This window comes from Burkholderia sp. AU45388, from assembly GCF_030481585.1.
GTDB classification, from domain to species: Bacteria; Pseudomonadota; Gammaproteobacteria; order Burkholderiales; family Burkholderiaceae; genus Burkholderia; species Burkholderia sola.
On sequence record NZ_JAUJPV010000007.1, the window covers coordinates 61,053 to 78,012 of the forward strand.

A 16,960-nucleotide genomic window follows, 5' to 3' on the forward strand; every position below is an offset into this window, starting at 1 on the left:
GAGATCATGGATAGTAAGCGAATGGTAAATTGGAGCTGGAACGAAGGGGCGTCGGATCAAGCTATTTCAGAATTGATGGCTATGGTCGCGATTTCTCTTCCCGATGACTACTTGGCGTTCCTGAGAAGTCACAACGGAGGAGAGGGATTCATTGAGAGCGAATATCTTATGCTGTGGAAAGCGGAAGATATCGCTACCTTCAATATGGAATATGAGGTTGCTGACTATGCGCCAGGCTTGCTTCTCTTCGGTTCCAATGGTGGTGGTGAGGCGTATGCGTTTGATACTCGGGACAGTTCGATGCGGATTGTCCAGGTTCCATTCATCGGCATGGATCTCGCTGATGCTATACCGATAGCGGACAGCTTTACCACCCTACTGTCGGGGGCGCCACAATGAAATCGCGAAGATACGAGGAGCGTCCATTGGGAATGGAATTATTCGATGTGAAGCCCGTTATCGTTGGTGGAAATCCGAATGATATTTCCAATAAAGTGTGGCTCACGAGGCGGCAGCATATCGAGGCGGTTCGATATTGGAATAGAATTGTACGGGAATTAAAAGAGAGGAGTTAGGCGAAGCGTTGCCGGCCGACGTGTGGTGCACCTGATCTGTTGGCGGATCAGCCACCGATCAACGTACCGTTCTAAGGCGGGCAGCACACACGGAATCAGCGGACCGATCCGGCACGATTTCCGGCATGTAGCTGAAGCCGGTCGGGCGGAAGACCTCCCGTTCATACTTGGTTCTGAAATGGAAAACCTTGTTGAGGCACGTGTGTTCTTTGATCCAGTTCGTACAAGAGAGGTGATGATTGAGGGAACTCTTCCCCGAGTTATGCGCACCGTTTTCCTGGACGGACAACCGATCGGAAACATTGCTGCGCACAACATGTCCGATGTGGTTCGGGCATGGCTGGTGGGCTTGGCTGAGGAGGCTACCCCAGTAATCTCTCGTTCGCTTAGTTGGATTGAAAAGGCAATTGCATTGGATGAGGATTTCGGGGTGAACAGAGATCTTCATCGAGTTACGTTGCATTGGGCGAAAGCGATCGCCGAGTGGATGGATACCGGCTGGAACAGTGCCGAGTGGGAGAGCGCGAGAATCTTCGAAGAGGCCGCCTGGCGCAATGAAGCCCGCCCGTGGCCAATGAACGAGATCGTTCGAGATGGCCTTGATGACTATATGGCGTTCGCCTATCAAACGGGCGACGATGCTATGCCGGACGGTATGGAGGGCTTCGAAAACGGTATCTAGATGTACGAACATTGGGTCAACGACAAGCCTCCCAGTCTTGCGAAGACGCTCAAGCCACGCGAGTATGCCTATGCCCTGTGTCTATATGGCTGCCGTCCCGAGGTCGCTCACGCCAACGCTTACACGCCCGATGCTTTGTTCGAAGCGGGCCGACGTATGCTGAAGGCGAACCTCGAATCGAAATGGTTCGGTGCGGGGCAGTTCATACGCGGTGCGACGTGGCTCAAGATCGTCTACGGGAATCGCGACCCATCGCTGACACCGTTGCAAACCGTCCTGAAAGCATACGATGACATGCCGAACGTAAAACGACCGCATTTTGTCTCGGGCTAGTGAAGAACTCGGAACGAGGTGATAGCGACGAATAGCTCGTCCATAACGACAAGTCATTCGACTTTGCCTCATTTGTTGCTGCCAATCCGTCAGGTCGTGTTTCTGGACTTGACTACGTGAATGCCGTCTATAAGGCTCATGGGCTGGTGTACGACTTCGCCTTTCATTGTGAAAAATTAATCCTCCCGAATTTTAGGATTGTTGGCGGTGGGGTATTTGTTTCTGAATTGTTAAGCGATGAGGAGTGCGAGGGTTTGTTGAGCAAAGGGAGGGCCATTCATGAGATTCAGTTCTGAATAAATCTGCTTGAAATAACCGGGACGTTTGATGACCTTGATACCGGCCAGGCTGCCGAGCTCGCAAAATTGATCGTCGATGGCTGGAATATGAAATTGCAGAGGGAGTTTGGTGATGTGTCGGTGCCGGCACGGGTGATGTGTGATGATGAAATTCGGGAGGTTTTTGTGACGTTCGGATATCAAAAATAGACGGCAGGAAAGTGGTGATTTTCTGAGGAGTGGTTGGGTCGCAATTTCAAGCGGGAAATTGACTTTGCAGATCTCTATCTGACTGTCTGGAAAACCGGTTTTTAAAAAATTCAGTTTGGCTCACTACTCCGCGAGTACTTCGGCTTTTCTTTATCTGAAAGAAGCAATGTGTGGATACTGTGGATACGGCCCTTTGGGCGAACCGATTACATTGATGAAGCATCCTTCTTGGATGCGAGTCGCACCATTTGGTTCGGTCTGCGAGTCGGCGAAGGAGTAACTTCTCCAGTTGCTGAGGAGAACGGTAATGAACGAGCTGTAGAGTTGCCTGAAGCAATGAGCAAATTTTCATGGCAGTTGCTGGTGTAAATGAGGTGACTGGAAAATTGGTGATTGTGCTATTGAAAGAAGACTGAAGGACAGATTTGTGAAAAAAATTCCAACTACCGAGGAAGCGGCTAATCGGTTGAATCATGTCTTGGAGAGGCGTGCGTTCGATATTTCGAGTGGTGTGGTGGATAATTGTATTGCCAATATAGAAGGTGATTTGGGTGATCCATCCGGATGTCTGCGCACGTTAATGAGTTATGCGGAGGCATCGGCAATTTCGGTATGGTTCGAGACCGGCGATATTGCGGCCTTCAAGCAATGGTTCTATGTCCGTGCAAAGCTGGAGTATATTCTCTCGAAGTCGAAATATAATGAGCCTATTGGTGCGTTGGCATACGAACGCAGGGCGATTAATGGTATTTATTATTTGATTTCGGATCACGAGGGGTTGCTTAATTGGTATGGTGGAATTGATTCTGAATTTGACGTAAAGAGAATAAATAACCATAATGTATTTGATTTTTGGATGGAGCAGTTTTTTGTTGCGCTGCGTGGGGATTGGGACGTATTGAGGGAGCGCTGCGAGAGAGCGATTTCAAATCCTCCAAGGGGTGGTAGGGGGAGAAAATTTCTGGTCGATCATAGATTTTATTTGGCACTTGCGGAGGGGGACGTTAATGGGATGGAGGTCGCGCTTGGTGAATTGGTTTCGCCGAAATCAATTTGCAAGCGTGCATCTCTGGATGGAGGATTTTTTGCCGACTTAATTTGTGCTTCAGCGGTTATTTATAGCAAGCTTGCTTGGCGGAATGGTTATAAGGTGGATGTTGATAGTGCATACGTACCAAAGGAGTGGATGTCGGAAATTGGGCCGAAGGCATATGTCGATGAATTCGAGTTTATGTCGAAATATATGATTTGAGCGGGTTTTGTTTTCGTTGATGGATCGTCTGATTTTCAAGATGAATTTGAAACCCAGTTGGTCTTTCAGTATTGTTGATGCCGTTGGCCGCGGAGAGTCAAAGCAAGCGATGCGCATTCCACAACATTTGTCCAACGCATTATCGACAGCTGCGACATTGATGACGACAGAGGGTGAATTCCCGCCTGCCGTCCGAATAGACCTTCTTCAATTGGTCGAAGTGACCTGCCTGATTTCTTCGTGCTATTGCAATCTCGGAGAACGGCCCCGGTTGCTTTAGTTGAACAATGCCGCTGCTTGAACTCGCCGAATCCGGCCACGCTGAACCTAGCCGATGTCAGTATTGCAACCATTAAGCTGGGACCGAGCAGTGCGGCCGGAAACCAAGGGGGCGCATTCATGGCATGTAAGAATTGCAGTGGGATCATTCCGCCTCAGGCTAATGTCATCACCGGGAGGAAATAAAATTGAATCGGGTAAAGATTGAGTTGATGGAACTGAAGGGTGGACGGTATTTCCTCCTGGGAAGGGAATTTTCCGGAGTTGGCTTCGAAATTGCGCAGGATAAGAAGGTGCGTGCGATAGAGTTGGCGAATGGTATCGAGGCGGGGGGGTATCATCCACTTTGCGCTAGCCCTGGTGATCAACTTGACCAGGTTGATCTCACCGGAATGCTGTCTGATTACGAGGTGCCGTTGTATCAGGGGCATCCATTCAGTGGAATCGGATACGAATTTGATGATGGGGCGTGTACGCGGGAAGTCTTTCTGCGGAATGGCATCGTGTATTCAGAGGCCAGGTGGACCGAGGCCGGTCAGATGGTTTATTTTGATATTCCTAATGAGGAGTTTGGCGAGGTTTATGAGTGGTACTCGTCCGGTGAATTGAAGAGTGTAGATGTAACGACCAATTCCGAGTTTTATGGCGGGATGCGCTTTTCCGAGGATGGGGAGCTCGTAATTTTGAGTGCTTGTAATGGCTTTCTGGAAGCCGTTCCGCGGATAGCAGGAAAGGCTCGATTTTTTCCTATTTCTAATATTCATGATATCGAGAGACTGAAGATCTCGAGTGATCTAACTTTATTCGGAGGGGATATTGAAGGTGAATTCTTTTGCTATTTGATGGATGGTGGTGTTTTGAAAAAAGTTTCTGTGCTGAGGTTGATAAATGTAGGAGTGAATTTTTTGAGTTTGATTGATCTTCTGCATTTGCAGGAGTTGCATGTGGATGGGGTTGAGTTAAGAGGAATCAAGCACGGAAATGGCGAGTGCCTTGATGTTGGGTCATTTGTGAAACAGCACGGGTTATCCATTAAGGTTTTTGTGGATGGGCGCGAGGTAATGTGATTTTAATTATCGACGTTTCCTACAGGGGGCAGTGCGCATGCCGCAGGAATAATGATTAAATCATGGGAAAGTAGCGTGGTGGCAGAAAGGCTGACGGCTGCAGTTGACGGACTCTCGAGCTACATCCCCGGAAAATTCTATTTGCGTGAATTGCCGTTTATCATCGAGTTGCTGAGGTATATTGAGCATCCGCTCGAATGTATCGTCGTCGATGGCTATGTGACGCTTGGCGCCGACGAGTATCCAGGCGTCGGTATGCGGTTGTGGCAACACCTTCGTGGCAAGGTTCCGGTGATTGGCGTTGCAAAGACGAAATTCGTGGGAACCCCAAAAACGCAGAAATTTTGCGTGGTGGAAGTTCGAAGCCACTGTTTGTTACTGCTGTCGGAATCGATTTGGAGTCGGCGAAGAGCAATATTATGAAAATGGTCGGGAAATTTAGAATCCCGGATCTGATCAAAGCCACTGATAGACTCTCCCGAGATTCAGTGAACTCGTGATAGCGAGGTTCGACGGCGTTGGCCCGCGGTGCCAAGCACCGACCGCTGTGAGCGACCACCTTCACGACGCATCCGTGAGGATGCTCGGCTCGTCCGGGATCACGCGGATTAACCACATCGCCTGACCCCGCGTCCGGGCGAGAACGGGAATGCTTCGAGCGACAAAGCCCCTAGAAAACTCCCTCGATAAACCACCCTAAAGAAATCCCCCCCACTGCCGTTACCTTCCTCGGTAGCTAAAAAAAAGTATTACCAAAGCCATACAACCAAACCACACGACCAGATAACCGAGGGGGCGCCGGCCGGCGAAGCCGTGCGCAGTATCAGAAGATGGGATGCACCGATTCGATGGGGCGCGCAGGCACCGGGGGCTGGCGCGCGCTGTGTCTTTGCCTTGCCGCGGCATGCCTGCTGCTGCACGCGGTTCTCACCGTTGCGTGCGCGTTCCCGCACGACCACATCTCCACGCTCGTACCCGTCGCGCCGAATATCCGGCAACCGACGCGTCCCTCATCGCGCTTCCCCAACACATCACCCAAGCATTCACCGTCGCTCGAGGAGGCCCACACAACCCACCTGAAAAGTAACGCGATTCGAATCTAGACCACTAAAAAAACGCATCAAAAAAATCGAGGATTGAATTGAACAAGCATTCCCTTTGTCTGCTGACCGCAGCTGCAATTTCGGTATTCGTCGTCGCCGGTTGCGGCGGCGGCGACGGCTCGTCGAACGCAAGCAGCGGCACGCCTTCCAATACCGGCGGCGCCAATAACGCAGCCAGCGCACCGGCCGTCGCGTCCACACCGCTCGCAGCAGCCCCCGCAAGCGCCCCCGTCGCATCGTCGCAGCCGGTGACGGTCGGCGAGGCACTGCCCAGCCTGACGAACCCGCAAGCCGGTTCGACGGCCGCAACGGCGACCGGCCCGATCGGGATCTGGTCGGCATCCGGCAACCTCGGCTATTCGACGATCGCGTTGATCGACCCGCACAACAACCTGAGCACGCTCAATCTGCTCGGATCGTTCGTGATGTCCGACGATTTCACGACCCTGACCGTCAACGGTTCGACGTGGTCGATCGCGCCGGGTATCAACTTTGCAGGAACGAGCGGCACCGTCACGAAGATCGATTCGGGCTCCGGCGCATACAGCCCGCAGCAGACGTTGTCCGGCACGATCAGCCGCAACGGTACGGCGTCGAATTTCACGTGGACCTACAACGCCGCAAACGCGCTTGCCGTCACGCAGGACAGCGTGGTGGGCACGTGGGCGACGACCAACGCATCGTTCGCGATCGCATCGGGCGGTACGCTGACCGGCACGCTGAGCGGTTGCAATTTGAGCGGCACGCTGCTGCTTTCCACGTCTGGCTCGAACCAGAACATGTACGACATGACGGTGACGGCCTCGGCGTCGACGGGCTGCAAGCTTCCGGCCGGCGTTCCGCTGTCGGGCAGCGCCGCGATCATGTTCGTGCCCATCACGGGAACCAACGGCTTCAAGCGCTCGATCCTCTACGTGCTGCGCGCGGCTGATTACAGCTTCATCGCGTACGGTCAGGTGATCAAACAATAAACGCACGGTCGCACCGCACACGGCGCTTCGACGCGCCGCGTGTGGCGGCCCGATGAACACGTTCCGTCAACAACGAAAGCCACTGATCCAATGAAGAACTCATCCAAAGCCACCCTGGTCGGTTGCGGCCTGCTCGTGACGCTGCTGTCCGGCTGCGCCACGTTGCCGAATACCGACATGAAACCCGAGGCGCGTCAGAAGCTGCATTCGATCGCGATGCTCGACGTCACCGAGCCGAAGCGTGTCTCGGTCCTCAATCTCGGCGGCGCGGCGGGCGGGTTCGGCCTGATCGGCGCGCTCGCGCAAGTGGCCGTCAACGCGAGCCATACGAGCACGTACACGGATCACGTGGCGGCCAGCAAGATCGTGTTCGCCCCGGACATCGCGGAAGGCGTGGCGGGCCGCCTCGCCGGCAACGGCTATCAGGTCGTGAAGCTGGACGGCCAGAAGGTGAAGCTCGCCGACGACGGCAAGTCGGACGACTACTCCGCGATCCAGACCGACGCGGATGCGATCATGAACGTGTGGTTTTCGTCGTTCGGCTATATCTCGCCGCCAAGCCAGCCCGACTACATCCCGTGGGTGGTCATCCGCGCGCGCATTCTCGACGCGAAGACGAAGCAGGACCTCTATTACAAGACGTTCGCGTGCGGCTACGACGTCAAGGCGAACAGCGTCCACATCGACAGCGATTTCGCTTACACGTACGGCAGCTTCAGCGATCTCGAGAAGAATTTCGACAAGTCGGTGGAAGGGATCAAGTCGTGCGAGAAGTCGGTCGCGGACATGATAGGCCAGGATCTGGCGCGTACGCCGGCGCCGGCCGCTGCCGCTGCTTCCACTGCTTCGACGGTATTGACGACGACTGCGGCCACCGCGACCGCCGCGGCATCGAAATAACTTTGACGCGCCTGCAGGATCGTCGCGATACGCGTGGCGATTCCGGCAGTGCTTGAAGAAAAAGCGGGAAGGGAAGTGCTGCATGCAGCCGGGCGGTCGTCACGCCGCCCGGCTGCTCGCGAAAGCGACTGGCTTACTTGTCGCCGTCGCCCTTGATCTGCGGCAGTGCCGACGTCTCACCCGGCGTCAGCAGTCCGACTTGCGCATACACGCGCAGCTTGTCGCGCGTATCGGTGATGTCGAGGTTGCGCATCGTCAGCTGGCCGATCCGGTCGCGCGGCGAGAACGTCGACGCCACCTTCTCCATCGACAGGCGTTCCGGCTGATACGTGAGGTTCGGCGACTTCGTGCTCAGGATCGAGTAGTCGTTGCCGCGGCGCAGTTCGATCTTCACTTCGCCGGTGATCGCGCGGGCGACCCAGCGTTGTGCGGTTTCGCGCAGCATGATTGCCTGCGGGTCGAACCAGCGGCCTTGATACAGCAGGCGGCCGAGGCGGCGACCGTTCTCGCGGTACTGCTCGATCGTGTCTTCGTTGTGGATGCCGGTGACGAGACGCTCGTACGCGATGTACAGCAGCGCGAGGCCCGGGGCTTCGTAGATGCCGCGGCTCTTCGCCTCGATGATGCGGTTCTCGATCTGGTCGCTCATGCCGAGGCCGTGGCGGCCGCCGATGCGGTTCGCTTCCAGCAGCAGCTCGACCTGATCCGTGAACTCGACGCCGTTCAGCGCGACCGGCTGGCCGGCTTCGAAGCGCACCGTCACTTCCTCGGCGGCGATCTTCACGTCGTCGCGCCAGAACGCGACGCCCATGATCGGGTTCACGATCTTGATGCCGCTTTCGAGGCTTTCGAGATCCTTCGCTTCGTGCGTCGCGCCGAGCAGGTTCGAATCGGTCGAATACGCCTTCTCGGCCGACATCTTGTACGCGAAGCCGGCCTGGTTCATGAATTCGGACATTTCGGCGCGGCCGCCGAGTTCGTCGATGAACGTCTGGTCGAGCCACGGCTTGTAGATCTTCAGATCCGGGTTCACGAGCAGGCCGTAGCGGTAGAAGCGCTCGATGTCGTTGCCCTTGTATGTGCTGCCGTCGCCCCAGATGTTGACGCCGTCTTCCTTCATCGCGGCGACGAGCATCGTGCCCGTCACGGCGCGGCCGATCGGCGTCGTGTTGAAGTACGTGACGCCGGCGGTCGTGATGTGGAACGCGCCGCTTTGCAGCGCCGCGATGCCTTCGGCGACGAGCTGCGCGCGGCAGTCGATCAGGCGGGCGCCGGCTGCGCCGTATTCGATCGCGCGTTTCGGGATCGCGTCGTAATCGTCTTCGTCGGGCTGGCCGAGGTTCGCCGTGTATGCGTACGGGACGGCGCCCTTCAGTTTCATCCAGTGCAGCGCGGCGCTGGTGTCCAGGCCGCCGGAGAAGGCGATACCGACCTTCTGGCCGGTCGGGAGGCTTTCGAGAATCGTGCTCATAGGAATTACCGTGGATTGAAGCCGGTGGGATCGTATTTCGCGGAATATGCGAGTATCGGCTGTCCGGGAAGTTGGGGCAAGGGCTGATTTTGGTGCGGAACCGTCGTCGCGCCTGTCGCGGCGGGCCTGACGGGCGGTTAACCGGCTGGAGAACGCCGTGCCGGACGGCGTTGCATCGCCGCCGAAACACGCGCCGGCGAGCCGGGCGGCGACGGGATTTCCGGGGCCGGATCGACGGTCGACCCGGGGCGCCGTCACGAGCGCGTCGCCTTGTCGCGTGGAAAGTTATTTGAAAGAAAGGCGCGCGAAGCCGGAATTTCAGATATTCCATGACCGCGCGGTATCGAGCAGCCGCTCGCGCAACTGGTCGACTTCGCCGGCCAGCTTGGCCGTGATCGACACGTAGCCGGACAACTGCGGCGGCGGCGCGTCGTGCGGCGGCTTGGCCGGCCGGCGGCGGGGCGCCAGCCGGCTCGGCGTGCCGAACTTGAGCGCGCGGCTCGCGCCGACCAGCGTGTCGCGGATGCGTCGGTGCACGCCCTTCATCTCGACGCGCATGTATTCGCGGGCCGCCGCGTCGTCGTCGGCCGGCAGCGCGCTCGACAGGATCTCCAGATAACCGATGCACAGGCGCAGGCTGCGCTGGATCGCCTCGAGCTGCGTCATCGATGTCTCGCATTCCTTCGACACCGACGGCATCAGCGAGCGCAACTGCACGAGCAGCGCGCTCAGCGCGGCCATTTCCTTCAGGTGCGCGTCGTCGCTCACGTGGCGGTCGCCCGCGAGCCGTGCATGCACGGCCGCGCACGCGCGCAGCGCGTCGGCGAGCTTGTAGCGCCACGAGTAGGTTGCGTAGAGCGGCAGCGCGAACGAGAACGCCAGCGCGATCGCGATGCCGACCAGCACGTTCACCGCGCGCCACAGGCCGTCGACGATCTCGTTGTCGCCGTGGCCGGCGACGATCACCATCGTGATCGCCGACAGCAGCGCGATGTAGCCGGCCTTGCCGATCGCGTGATACGCGCAGATACCGCAGCCGACGGCCATCAGCAGGTAGATCGCGAACGGCGCGTGCAGGAACGAGTAGAGGAGGATCAGCCCGAGCCCCGCGAGCGCGCCGATCGACGTGCCGAGCGCGCGCTCGGCCGCCTTCTTGCGGATGTTGCCGTGGTGCTGCAGCCCGCCGACGACGATCAGCACGGTGATCGTCGACCATTCGCCATGCGGCACGTTCAGCCCGGTGGACAGCGCGATCGAAACGAGAATCGCGAGCGCGACGCGCGCCGCGTGGATCAGCTTCGCGTGCCGGTAGCGGCGATACGGGTCGAGCAGCGGGCGGAGCGCGTGGCGTACGAGCGGCGGCAGGCGGGTCGGGAGCGGGGCGGTCATGACGGAGCGGGAGTGGCGGGAACGCGCACGGCGGCGTGCGCGGGCCGGCGCCGCGCCGCATGCGCAGCAGACGTAACGCTAGCCGAACGCGCGCGGGCTGTCCACGCCGGGCCGCCGGGCCGGGCGGCGGGCGGCCGCATCAGGTCACGCGGCAGGTCGGAGCGGATCGCGTCAAGCGTCTGCCGCGCTCGATTGCGCGTCCAGCACGCGGTTGCGGCCGCTGGATTTCGCGCGGTACAGCGCTTCGTCGGCGCGCCGCAGCAGCGCGGCCGCGTTCATCCGGCCATCGGCGGCGGTGGCCGTGCCGATGCTGGCCGTGACGCGCCCGTACGGGCTCTTCACGTGTTCGATGTCGAGCCCCGCGATCGCGCGCCGGACGCCTTCGGCGACGGTTGCCGCGCCCGGCGCGTCGGTGTCGGGCAGCGTGACGACGAATTCCTCGCCGCCGTAGCGCGCGACGTGGTCGCTGTCGCGGCGCAGGTTGCGCGTCAGCGATTGCGCGACCTGGCGCAGCACGTCGTCGCCGGCCGGATGGCCGTAGTAGTCGTTGAACGCCTTGAAGTGGTCGACGTCGACGAACAGCACGGACAACGGGCGGCCGCTGCGCGACGCGCGCTGCGTCTCCTTCGCGAGCACCGTGTCGAACGTGCCGCGATTGTCGAGGCCCGTCAGCGAATCGGTGTGCGCGAGCCGGTACAGCTTCGATTCGGCGTCCTGCCGGCGCTTCAGCTCGCGCGACAGCGCGAGCGAGCCCCACGCGATGAACGCCGTGAACAGGCCCATCAGCACGACGGTCCAGATCGCGCGGTGGTGCCACGACGCGTAGACGTCGATCTCGGCCGGCGCGACGTCGACGATCAGCGGCAGGCCGGCGAGATGCTTGTAAACATAGATGCGCCGCACGCCGTCGACGGCGCCGACCCCGGTCAGCTCGCCATGGCGGCTGCGCTGCGCGTCGATGAACAGCGGCGAATCGTGCAGGTCGAGGCCGACCACCCGCGTGTCGTAAGGCAGGCGCGACACGAGCGTGCCGTTGTCCTCGACGATCGCCGCGCTGCCGTGCCGGCCGACCGCGATGCCGTCGAGCAGCGCGCGGAAATAGTCGATGCTGAGCGTGCCGACGACGATTCCGCCGAACGTGCCGTCGGGCCGGTTGATCCGGCGGCTCAGCGCGATGGTCAGCGCGCCACCGCGCAGCCGCGACGCGTACGGCCGGCTGATGTAGAGGCCGGGGGCGAGCCGGTCGCGATGCACGGCGAAATAGTCGCGGTCGGCGAAATTGCCTTGCCGCGCGGGCGAATCGGTCGAATCGATCGTGATATTGCCGTGCGCATCCATCACGAAAATCGAGCCGAGATAGGCGCCGGTCGCCGCGCGGTCGAACAGCAGCCGATGGCGCTGACGCGGCGGCAATGTCGTCAGTTCGGGATCGGCCATGCCGTCGACGACGTTTTGCAGCGACAAATCGTAGAGTTCGATATTGCGCGCGATATCGCGTTCGATCAGCAGCATCAGGTTGCGCGCATTTTCGACCGCATGGTCATACGCGTCGCGTCGCGCCTCGATTAATAGCGACGTGGAAAGTCCCCAACTGAACATCAGCAGGACGATGCCCGCCACGAGTACGCCGCGGGGCGACAGAATGCGTGCCACGAGCGACGCGGTATGGCGGCGCAGCGTGGCGGGCAGCGGGAATGACTTCATCCTCGGGGGAGCGGGCGGCGGCTACTCGCATCGTTGGCGGTTCCGCGCGCGGATTATTTCGAATTAGGCGTCATTATCCCGCGAATTCGGGCATTTCGTGTGCACATGCAAAAGATGCATGTGGAGAGCGCGATTCGGCAGCGATTACGCATCGTTACCGCATGGTGCGCCGGCGGCTTGATTTGAATCAGTTAACAGTGTCGGTCTTTTGTCTGATTAATCGCATAATCATCAGTCGAATTTGCCTATTGCCGCGATATTCGGCGGATCGGGACAGTATGAAGTGCCGGCTCGCGAGAAATGAAAACCGAATGACCCGACGGCAATCGTGGTTTTTGCGACGGTAAGCAAAACGACGCCGGCCAGTGCGGCAACCCGCTGATTCCGCGAAATCTCCGGCGTGGCGGCGGCCGGCGCAACCTCGGCTGCCCCCTATCGAATCAGGTAGAATCCGCGCTTCGCCGCAGGCGCCCGCCGCGCAACGCGTATCGGGGCCGCATCGAATGCATCGCAGGACGCGCACCGCGCTCCGATTCCGCATGCGCCGGCTACGGATGCCGGCCCGCTCAACGTTCGTCTCGTTTATGTCCGCCATTCCGAATTCCGACCCACCCGGTTCGTCCGCGAACCCACCCAAGCTTCATCGCGCGCTGAAGGCGCGCCACCTGACGATGATCGCCATCGGCGGCTCGATCGGCACGGGCCTGTTCGTCGCGTCCGGCGCATCGATCTCGCAGGCCGGCCCCGGCGGCGCGATGGTCGCGTACATGCTGATCGGCCTGATGGTCTACTTCCTGATGACGAGCCTCGGCGAGATGGCCGCGTTCATGCCGGTGTCGGGCTCGTTCGCGACCTACGGCGCGAAATACGTGGACGAAGGCTTCGGCTTCGCGCTCGGCTGGAACTACTGGTACAACTGGGCGGTGACCATCGCGGTGGAACTCGTCGCCGCGCAACTCGTGATGCACTACTGGTTTCCGGACGTGCCGGGCGTATGGTGGAGCGCGGCGTTCCTCGCCGTGATGTTCCTGCTCAATGCGCTCACCGTGCGCGGTTTCGGCGAAGCCGAATACTGGTTCGCGCTGATCAAGGTCGTCACGGTCGTCGCGTTCATCGGCGTCGGGCTGCTGATGATCTTCGGCATTCTGAAGGGTGCGCCGGCGAACGGCTGGGGCAACCTGACGATCGGCGACGCGCCGTTCGCGGGCGGGCTGCCGGCGCTGATGGGTGTCGCGATGATCGCGGGCTTCTCGTTCCAGGGCACCGAGCTGATCGGCGTCGCGGCCGGCGAATCGGAGCATCCGCGCACGACGATCCCGCGCGCGGTGCGCCAGGTGTTCTGGCGGATCCTGCTGTTCTACGTGTTCGCGATCTTCGTGATCGGCGTGCTGATTCCGTATACCGACCCGAACCTGCTGAAGACGGACGTGACCGACATCGGCGTGAGCCCGTTCACGCTCGTGTTCCGCCACGCGGGGCTCGCGTTCGCGGCCGGCGTGATGAACGCGGTGATCCTCACGGCCGTGCTGTCGGCCGGCAACTCGGGCATGTATGCATCCACGCGGATGCTCTACAACCTCGCCACCGAAGGCCGCGCGCCGAAGGTGTTCGCGAAGCTGTCGCCGGGCGGCGTGCCGCGCAACGCGCTGTATGCGACCACCGCCGTCGGCGCGCTGTGCTTCTTCACGTCGCTGTACGGCGACAAGACCGTGTACCTGTGGCTGCTGAACACGTCGGGGATGACGGGCTTCATCGCGTGGCTCGGCATCGCGGTCAGCCACTACCGGTTCCGCAAGGGCTACGTGAAGCAGGGTTATTCGCTCGACCAGTTGCCGTACCAGTCGAAGTGGTTCCCGTTCGGCCCGCTGTTCGCGTTCGTGCTGTGCCTCGTGATCGCGCTCGGCCAGGATTACCAGGCGCTCCTCGCGAACCGGATCGACTGGGCCGGCGTGACCGCGACCTACGTCGGCATTCCGCTGTTCGTCGTCGTGTGGCTCGGCTTCCGGTTCCTGAAGAAGAGCCGGTTCGTGCGCTACGAGGACATGGAGATCGCGCCGTGGATCGCCGCGAATCGCGGCGCGCGGCGGCAGCCGGTGGCGAACCGCGAAACCGTGGGCTGACGCCGGCGCGGCAGGTTGCCGCGTGACGGGCGACGAAACGGGAAGCCGCGCGCTTCCCGTTTTTTTTGCCCGGCTTTTGCCTGCGCGGGGTCAAAGCCGGTTATATTGCCCGACCCTACCGGGCCGTGGCCCGGCCGGCGCGACAGGCGCGGCGCGGATCGGCATCCGGCGCGCGCGGCGCGCGGCGGCCGGCGAGACGCCCGGCGTTTTCATCGCTCCAGCCGGGCCGGCATGGCCCTGCAGAGCGCGCAACCCAGAGGAATTCATGAGCGCATCACCCGCCGAGCGGAAGGCCGGACCCGTTTCCATCGTGCGAATCGAAGCCGCGATCAACGCGTGGCGCGAAGTGTATCCGCCGGCGCCGGACGGCGAGGACGGCTACGCGCTCGACGCCGGCAGCAACTGCCTGGCCGAGCTGTACGGCACGATGATCTGCTATCAGTTGCCCGACGTACCGCTCGACTCGCTGAGCCACGAGCAGCGCGACGCGCTGTATGCGACCGAGGTGTGACGCGGTCGGCACGATGCCGCGGCGCGGCGTCGGTGAACGAACGGGAAGCCTCGCGGCTTCCCGTTTTGCTTTGCGCGGCCCCGGACGTCGCCGCGAGCACGACGCTGCTCGAGCCGGGATCGGCGCCGGCTGAGGTATCGTGACGGGATCGGGAAGCAGGCGATCGAGGAGGCCGGTACGGATGGCCGGCGAGGGCGACCGTTGCGGGCGCTGTCCGCGCGGTGCCGGATGAGCGTCCGTTGCCTGTCCCGGGAGGATTCGAACATGGAGTTGAGACACCTCCGCTACTTCGTCGCGGTGGCCGAAGAGCGGAATTTCACGCGGGCGGCGGAACGGCTGCATATCGCGCAGCCGCCGCTGAGCCGGCAAATCCAGCAGCTCGAGGAGGCGCTCGGCGTGCCGCTGTTCGAGCGCACCGCGCGGCCGCTGAAGCTGACCGATGCCGGGCGCTTCTTCTATTCGCATGCGGTGCAGCTGCTCGCGCAGACGACCGAACTCGAATCGATGACGAAGCGCGTCGGCAAGATCGAGCGCAGCATGTCGGTCGGTTTCGTCGGCTCGACGCTGTACGGGATGCTGCCGAAGATCATCCGGCGCTTTCGCAGCGAATATCCGGCCGTCGAGCTGAGCCTGCACGAGATGTCGACGATGGACCAGATCAAGGCGCTGAAGGAAGGGCGCATCGACGTCGGGTTTGGACGCATCCGCCATGAGGATCCGAGCGTGCGGCGCGTCGTGCTGCGCGAGGAGCGGATGATCGTCGCGCTGCCGGTCGGCCACGTGCTCGACAGCGCGAAGCCCGTGCTGTCGTTGCACGATCTCGTCAACGACACGCTGATCATCTTTCCGAAGGCGCCGCGCCCGAGCTACGCGGACCAGGTGCTCGCGGCTTTCCACGATCGGGCATTGCAACCGCGCAAGATCTACGAGACGCGTGAACTGCAGATCGCGCTCGGCCTCGTCGCGATGGGCGAGGGCGTGTCGGTCGTGCCGCACAGCGTGTACGGGCTCAAGCGCGACGACATCAGCTACAAGCCGCTCGACGATCCGAACCTCGTGTCGCCGATCATCATGAGCATGCGGATGCTCGACGAATCGGAGGACATCCGCGCGATGCAGGCGCTGATCTACCGGCTGTACGACGAAGCGCAGATGGAGTACCTGCCGCCGCAGCCCGAGTGAGCGCGGGGGCAAAAGGGGGCTTAGGCTTGCTTGACGCCGCGCGCGCCGGCAGGCCGCCATGCCCGGATTCGATGCGGCCGCCGCCGCGCGGCCGCTTTCATGCAGACGATCGACACATGACCGATATCGTGACCGAGGAGATAACCGTCGAGACGCCGCAAGGGCGTCTCTTTGCGAAACGCTGGCGTGCGGGGCCGGCGCGGCATGCGGCCGCGCCGATCGTGCTGCTGCACGATTCGCTCGGCTGCGTCGATCTGTGGCGCGACTTCCCCGCGCAGCTCGCGAGCGCGACGCAACGCGACGTGATCGCATACGACCGCCTCGGTTTCGGCCGTTCGGACCGTCATCCGGGCAAGCTCGGCACGACGTTCGTGCGCGACGAGGCCGATCACGCGTTCGCCGCGGTACTGGAACGGCTCGGCGTCGATGCGTTCGTCGCGTTCGGGCACAGCGTCGGCGGCGGGATGGCGGTCGGCTGTGCGGCCGCGCATCCGGCGCGTTGCCGCGCGCTCGTCACGGTCGCCGCGCAGGCGTTCGTCGAGGATCGCACGCTGGCCGGCATTCGCGACGCGGGGCGGCAGTTCGACGAGCCTGGGCAGCTCGACCGGCTCGCGCGCTATCACGGCGACAAGGCCGAATGGGTGCTGCACGCGTGGGTCGACACGTGGCTGTCGCCGGCGTTCCGCGACTGGAATCTCGACGACGATCTGCCGCACGTGCAGTGCGCGACGCTCGCGATTCACGGCGAGGACGACGAATACGGGTCCGACGTGCATCCGAAGCGGATCGCCGCGCGCGTCGCGGGGCCGTCGTCGTTCCTGTTGCTCGCGCGTTGCGGACACATGCCGCATCGCGAGCGGACCGATGACGTGCTGGCCGCCGTCGCGACGTTCCTGCGCGACGCGGGCGCCTGAGCGCGCTCGACGTCGCCAG

Annotated in this window: 15 protein-coding genes; 12 read left to right on the forward strand and 3 right to left on the reverse strand. The window is 61.1% G+C overall.

Going from position 1 to position 16,960, the window contains the following annotated elements; all coding sequences use genetic code 11:
• Positions 1-6 precede the first annotated feature (6 nt).
• The 8 genes from QZM72_RS14625 (at position 7) to QZM72_RS14660 (ending at position 7,650) form a co-directional block, all read left to right on the forward strand.
• Complete coding sequence (locus QZM72_RS14625; protein WP_089469180.1) at positions 7-399, forward strand: SMI1/KNR4 family protein; 393 nt, start codon at positions 7-9, stop codon at positions 397-399.
• Between the two features lie 354 nt (positions 400-753).
• The gene (locus QZM72_RS14630) at positions 754-1,257 is read left to right on the forward strand and encodes a hypothetical protein (RefSeq protein WP_256979706.1); all 504 of its coding nucleotides are present in this window, start codon (positions 754-756) and stop codon (positions 1,255-1,257) included.
• Complete coding sequence (locus QZM72_RS14635; protein WP_256979707.1) at positions 1,258-1,590, forward strand: hypothetical protein; 333 nt, start codon at positions 1,258-1,260, stop codon at positions 1,588-1,590.
• A gap of 915 nt (positions 1,591-2,505) precedes the next feature.
• Positions 2,506-3,330: an Imm49 family immunity protein gene (locus tag QZM72_RS14640; protein ID WP_301738476.1), complete on the forward strand. Its 825-nt coding sequence runs from the start codon at positions 2,506-2,508 to the stop codon at positions 3,328-3,330.
• Between the two features lie 491 nt (positions 3,331-3,821).
• Positions 3,822-4,676, forward strand: coding sequence for a hypothetical protein (locus QZM72_RS14645; protein WP_144030133.1), 855 nt, complete (start codon positions 3,822-3,824; stop codon positions 4,674-4,676).
• Between the two features lie 48 nt (positions 4,677-4,724).
• Positions 4,725-5,099, forward strand: a complete 375-nt coding sequence (locus tag QZM72_RS14650; protein WP_256979722.1) for an endonuclease V — start codon at positions 4,725-4,727, stop codon at positions 5,097-5,099.
• Between the two features lie 718 nt (positions 5,100-5,817).
• Entirely contained in the window at positions 5,818-6,750 is a 933-nt protein-coding gene (locus QZM72_RS14655) for a hypothetical protein (protein WP_301738477.1), read from the forward strand.
• 90 nt (positions 6,751-6,840) lie between these two features.
• On the forward strand, positions 6,841-7,650 hold the full coding sequence (locus tag QZM72_RS14660) for a hypothetical protein (protein ID WP_301738478.1): 810 nt from the start codon (positions 6,841-6,843) through the stop codon (positions 7,648-7,650).
• A gap of 133 nt (positions 7,651-7,783) precedes the next feature.
• Here the strand turns inward: QZM72_RS14660 and argG are convergent, their stop codons facing one another.
• The 3 genes from argG to QZM72_RS14675 form a co-directional block, all read right to left on the reverse strand.
• A complete protein-coding gene (gene argG, locus QZM72_RS14665; protein ID WP_301738479.1) occupies positions 7,784-9,121 on the reverse strand; it encodes an argininosuccinate synthase in 1,338 nt (445 codons plus the stop codon).
• A gap of 318 nt (positions 9,122-9,439) precedes the next feature.
• Entirely contained in the window at positions 9,440-10,510 is a 1,071-nt protein-coding gene (locus tag QZM72_RS14670) for an FUSC family protein (RefSeq protein WP_301738480.1), read from the reverse strand.
• Between the two features lie 171 nt (positions 10,511-10,681).
• Positions 10,682-12,214, reverse strand: a complete 1,533-nt coding sequence (locus QZM72_RS14675) for a sensor domain-containing diguanylate cyclase (RefSeq protein WP_089469188.1) — start codon at positions 12,212-12,214, stop codon at positions 10,682-10,684.
• Between the two features lie 584 nt (positions 12,215-12,798).
• On the opposite strand from QZM72_RS14675, the gene QZM72_RS14680 reads away from it, so the two are divergent.
• From QZM72_RS14680 to QZM72_RS14695, 4 genes are all read left to right on the forward strand, one after another.
• A complete protein-coding gene (locus QZM72_RS14680; RefSeq protein ID WP_301738482.1) occupies positions 12,799-14,334 on the forward strand; it encodes an amino acid permease in 1,536 nt (511 codons plus the stop codon).
• Positions 14,335-14,599: 265 nt separating this feature from the next.
• Positions 14,600-14,845 carry a DUF3717 domain-containing protein gene (locus QZM72_RS14685; RefSeq protein ID WP_012338561.1) on the forward strand — a complete coding sequence of 82 codons (246 nt, stop codon included), beginning with the start codon at positions 14,600-14,602 and terminating at the stop codon, positions 14,843-14,845.
• Between the two features lie 264 nt (positions 14,846-15,109).
• On the forward strand, positions 15,110-16,027 hold the full coding sequence (locus QZM72_RS14690; RefSeq protein WP_089469190.1) for a LysR family transcriptional regulator: 918 nt from the start codon (positions 15,110-15,112) through the stop codon (positions 16,025-16,027).
• A 116-nt stretch (positions 16,028-16,143) separates the two neighbouring features.
• Positions 16,144-16,941 (forward strand): alpha/beta fold hydrolase, encoded by a 798-nt coding sequence (locus QZM72_RS14695; protein WP_301738483.1) that lies wholly within the window; start codon positions 16,144-16,146, stop codon positions 16,939-16,941.
• Positions 16,942-16,960 lie beyond the last annotated feature (19 nt).

Coding starts and splice junctions, on each gene's coding strand:
- QZM72_RS14645 (WP_144030133.1), top strand. CDS start 3,822: ATGGAACTGAAGGGTGGACGGTATTTCCTCCTGGGAAGGGAATTTTCC.
- QZM72_RS14660 (WP_301738478.1), top strand. CDS start 6,841: ATGAAGAACTCATCCAAAGCCACCCTGGTCGGTTGCGGCCTGCTCGTG.
- QZM72_RS14670 (WP_301738480.1), bottom strand. CDS start 10,510: ATGACCGCCCCGCTCCCGACCCGCCTGCCGCCGCTCGTACGCCACGCG.
- QZM72_RS14625 (WP_089469180.1), top strand. CDS start 7: ATGGATAGTAAGCGAATGGTAAATTGGAGCTGGAACGAAGGGGCGTCG.
- QZM72_RS14695 (WP_301738483.1), top strand. CDS start 16,144: ATGACCGATATCGTGACCGAGGAGATAACCGTCGAGACGCCGCAAGGG.
- argG (WP_301738479.1), bottom strand. CDS start 9,121: ATGAGCACGATTCTCGAAAGCCTCCCGACCGGCCAGAAGGTCGGTATC.
- QZM72_RS14690 (WP_089469190.1), top strand. CDS start 15,110: ATGGAGTTGAGACACCTCCGCTACTTCGTCGCGGTGGCCGAAGAGCGG.
- QZM72_RS14630 (WP_256979706.1), top strand. CDS start 754: ATGGAAAACCTTGTTGAGGCACGTGTGTTCTTTGATCCAGTTCGTACA.
- QZM72_RS14675 (WP_089469188.1), bottom strand. CDS start 12,214: ATGAAGTCATTCCCGCTGCCCGCCACGCTGCGCCGCCATACCGCGTCG.
- QZM72_RS14680 (WP_301738482.1), top strand. CDS start 12,799: ATGTCCGCCATTCCGAATTCCGACCCACCCGGTTCGTCCGCGAACCCA.
- QZM72_RS14635 (WP_256979707.1), top strand. CDS start 1,258: ATGTACGAACATTGGGTCAACGACAAGCCTCCCAGTCTTGCGAAGACG.
- QZM72_RS14685 (WP_012338561.1), top strand. CDS start 14,600: ATGAGCGCATCACCCGCCGAGCGGAAGGCCGGACCCGTTTCCATCGTG.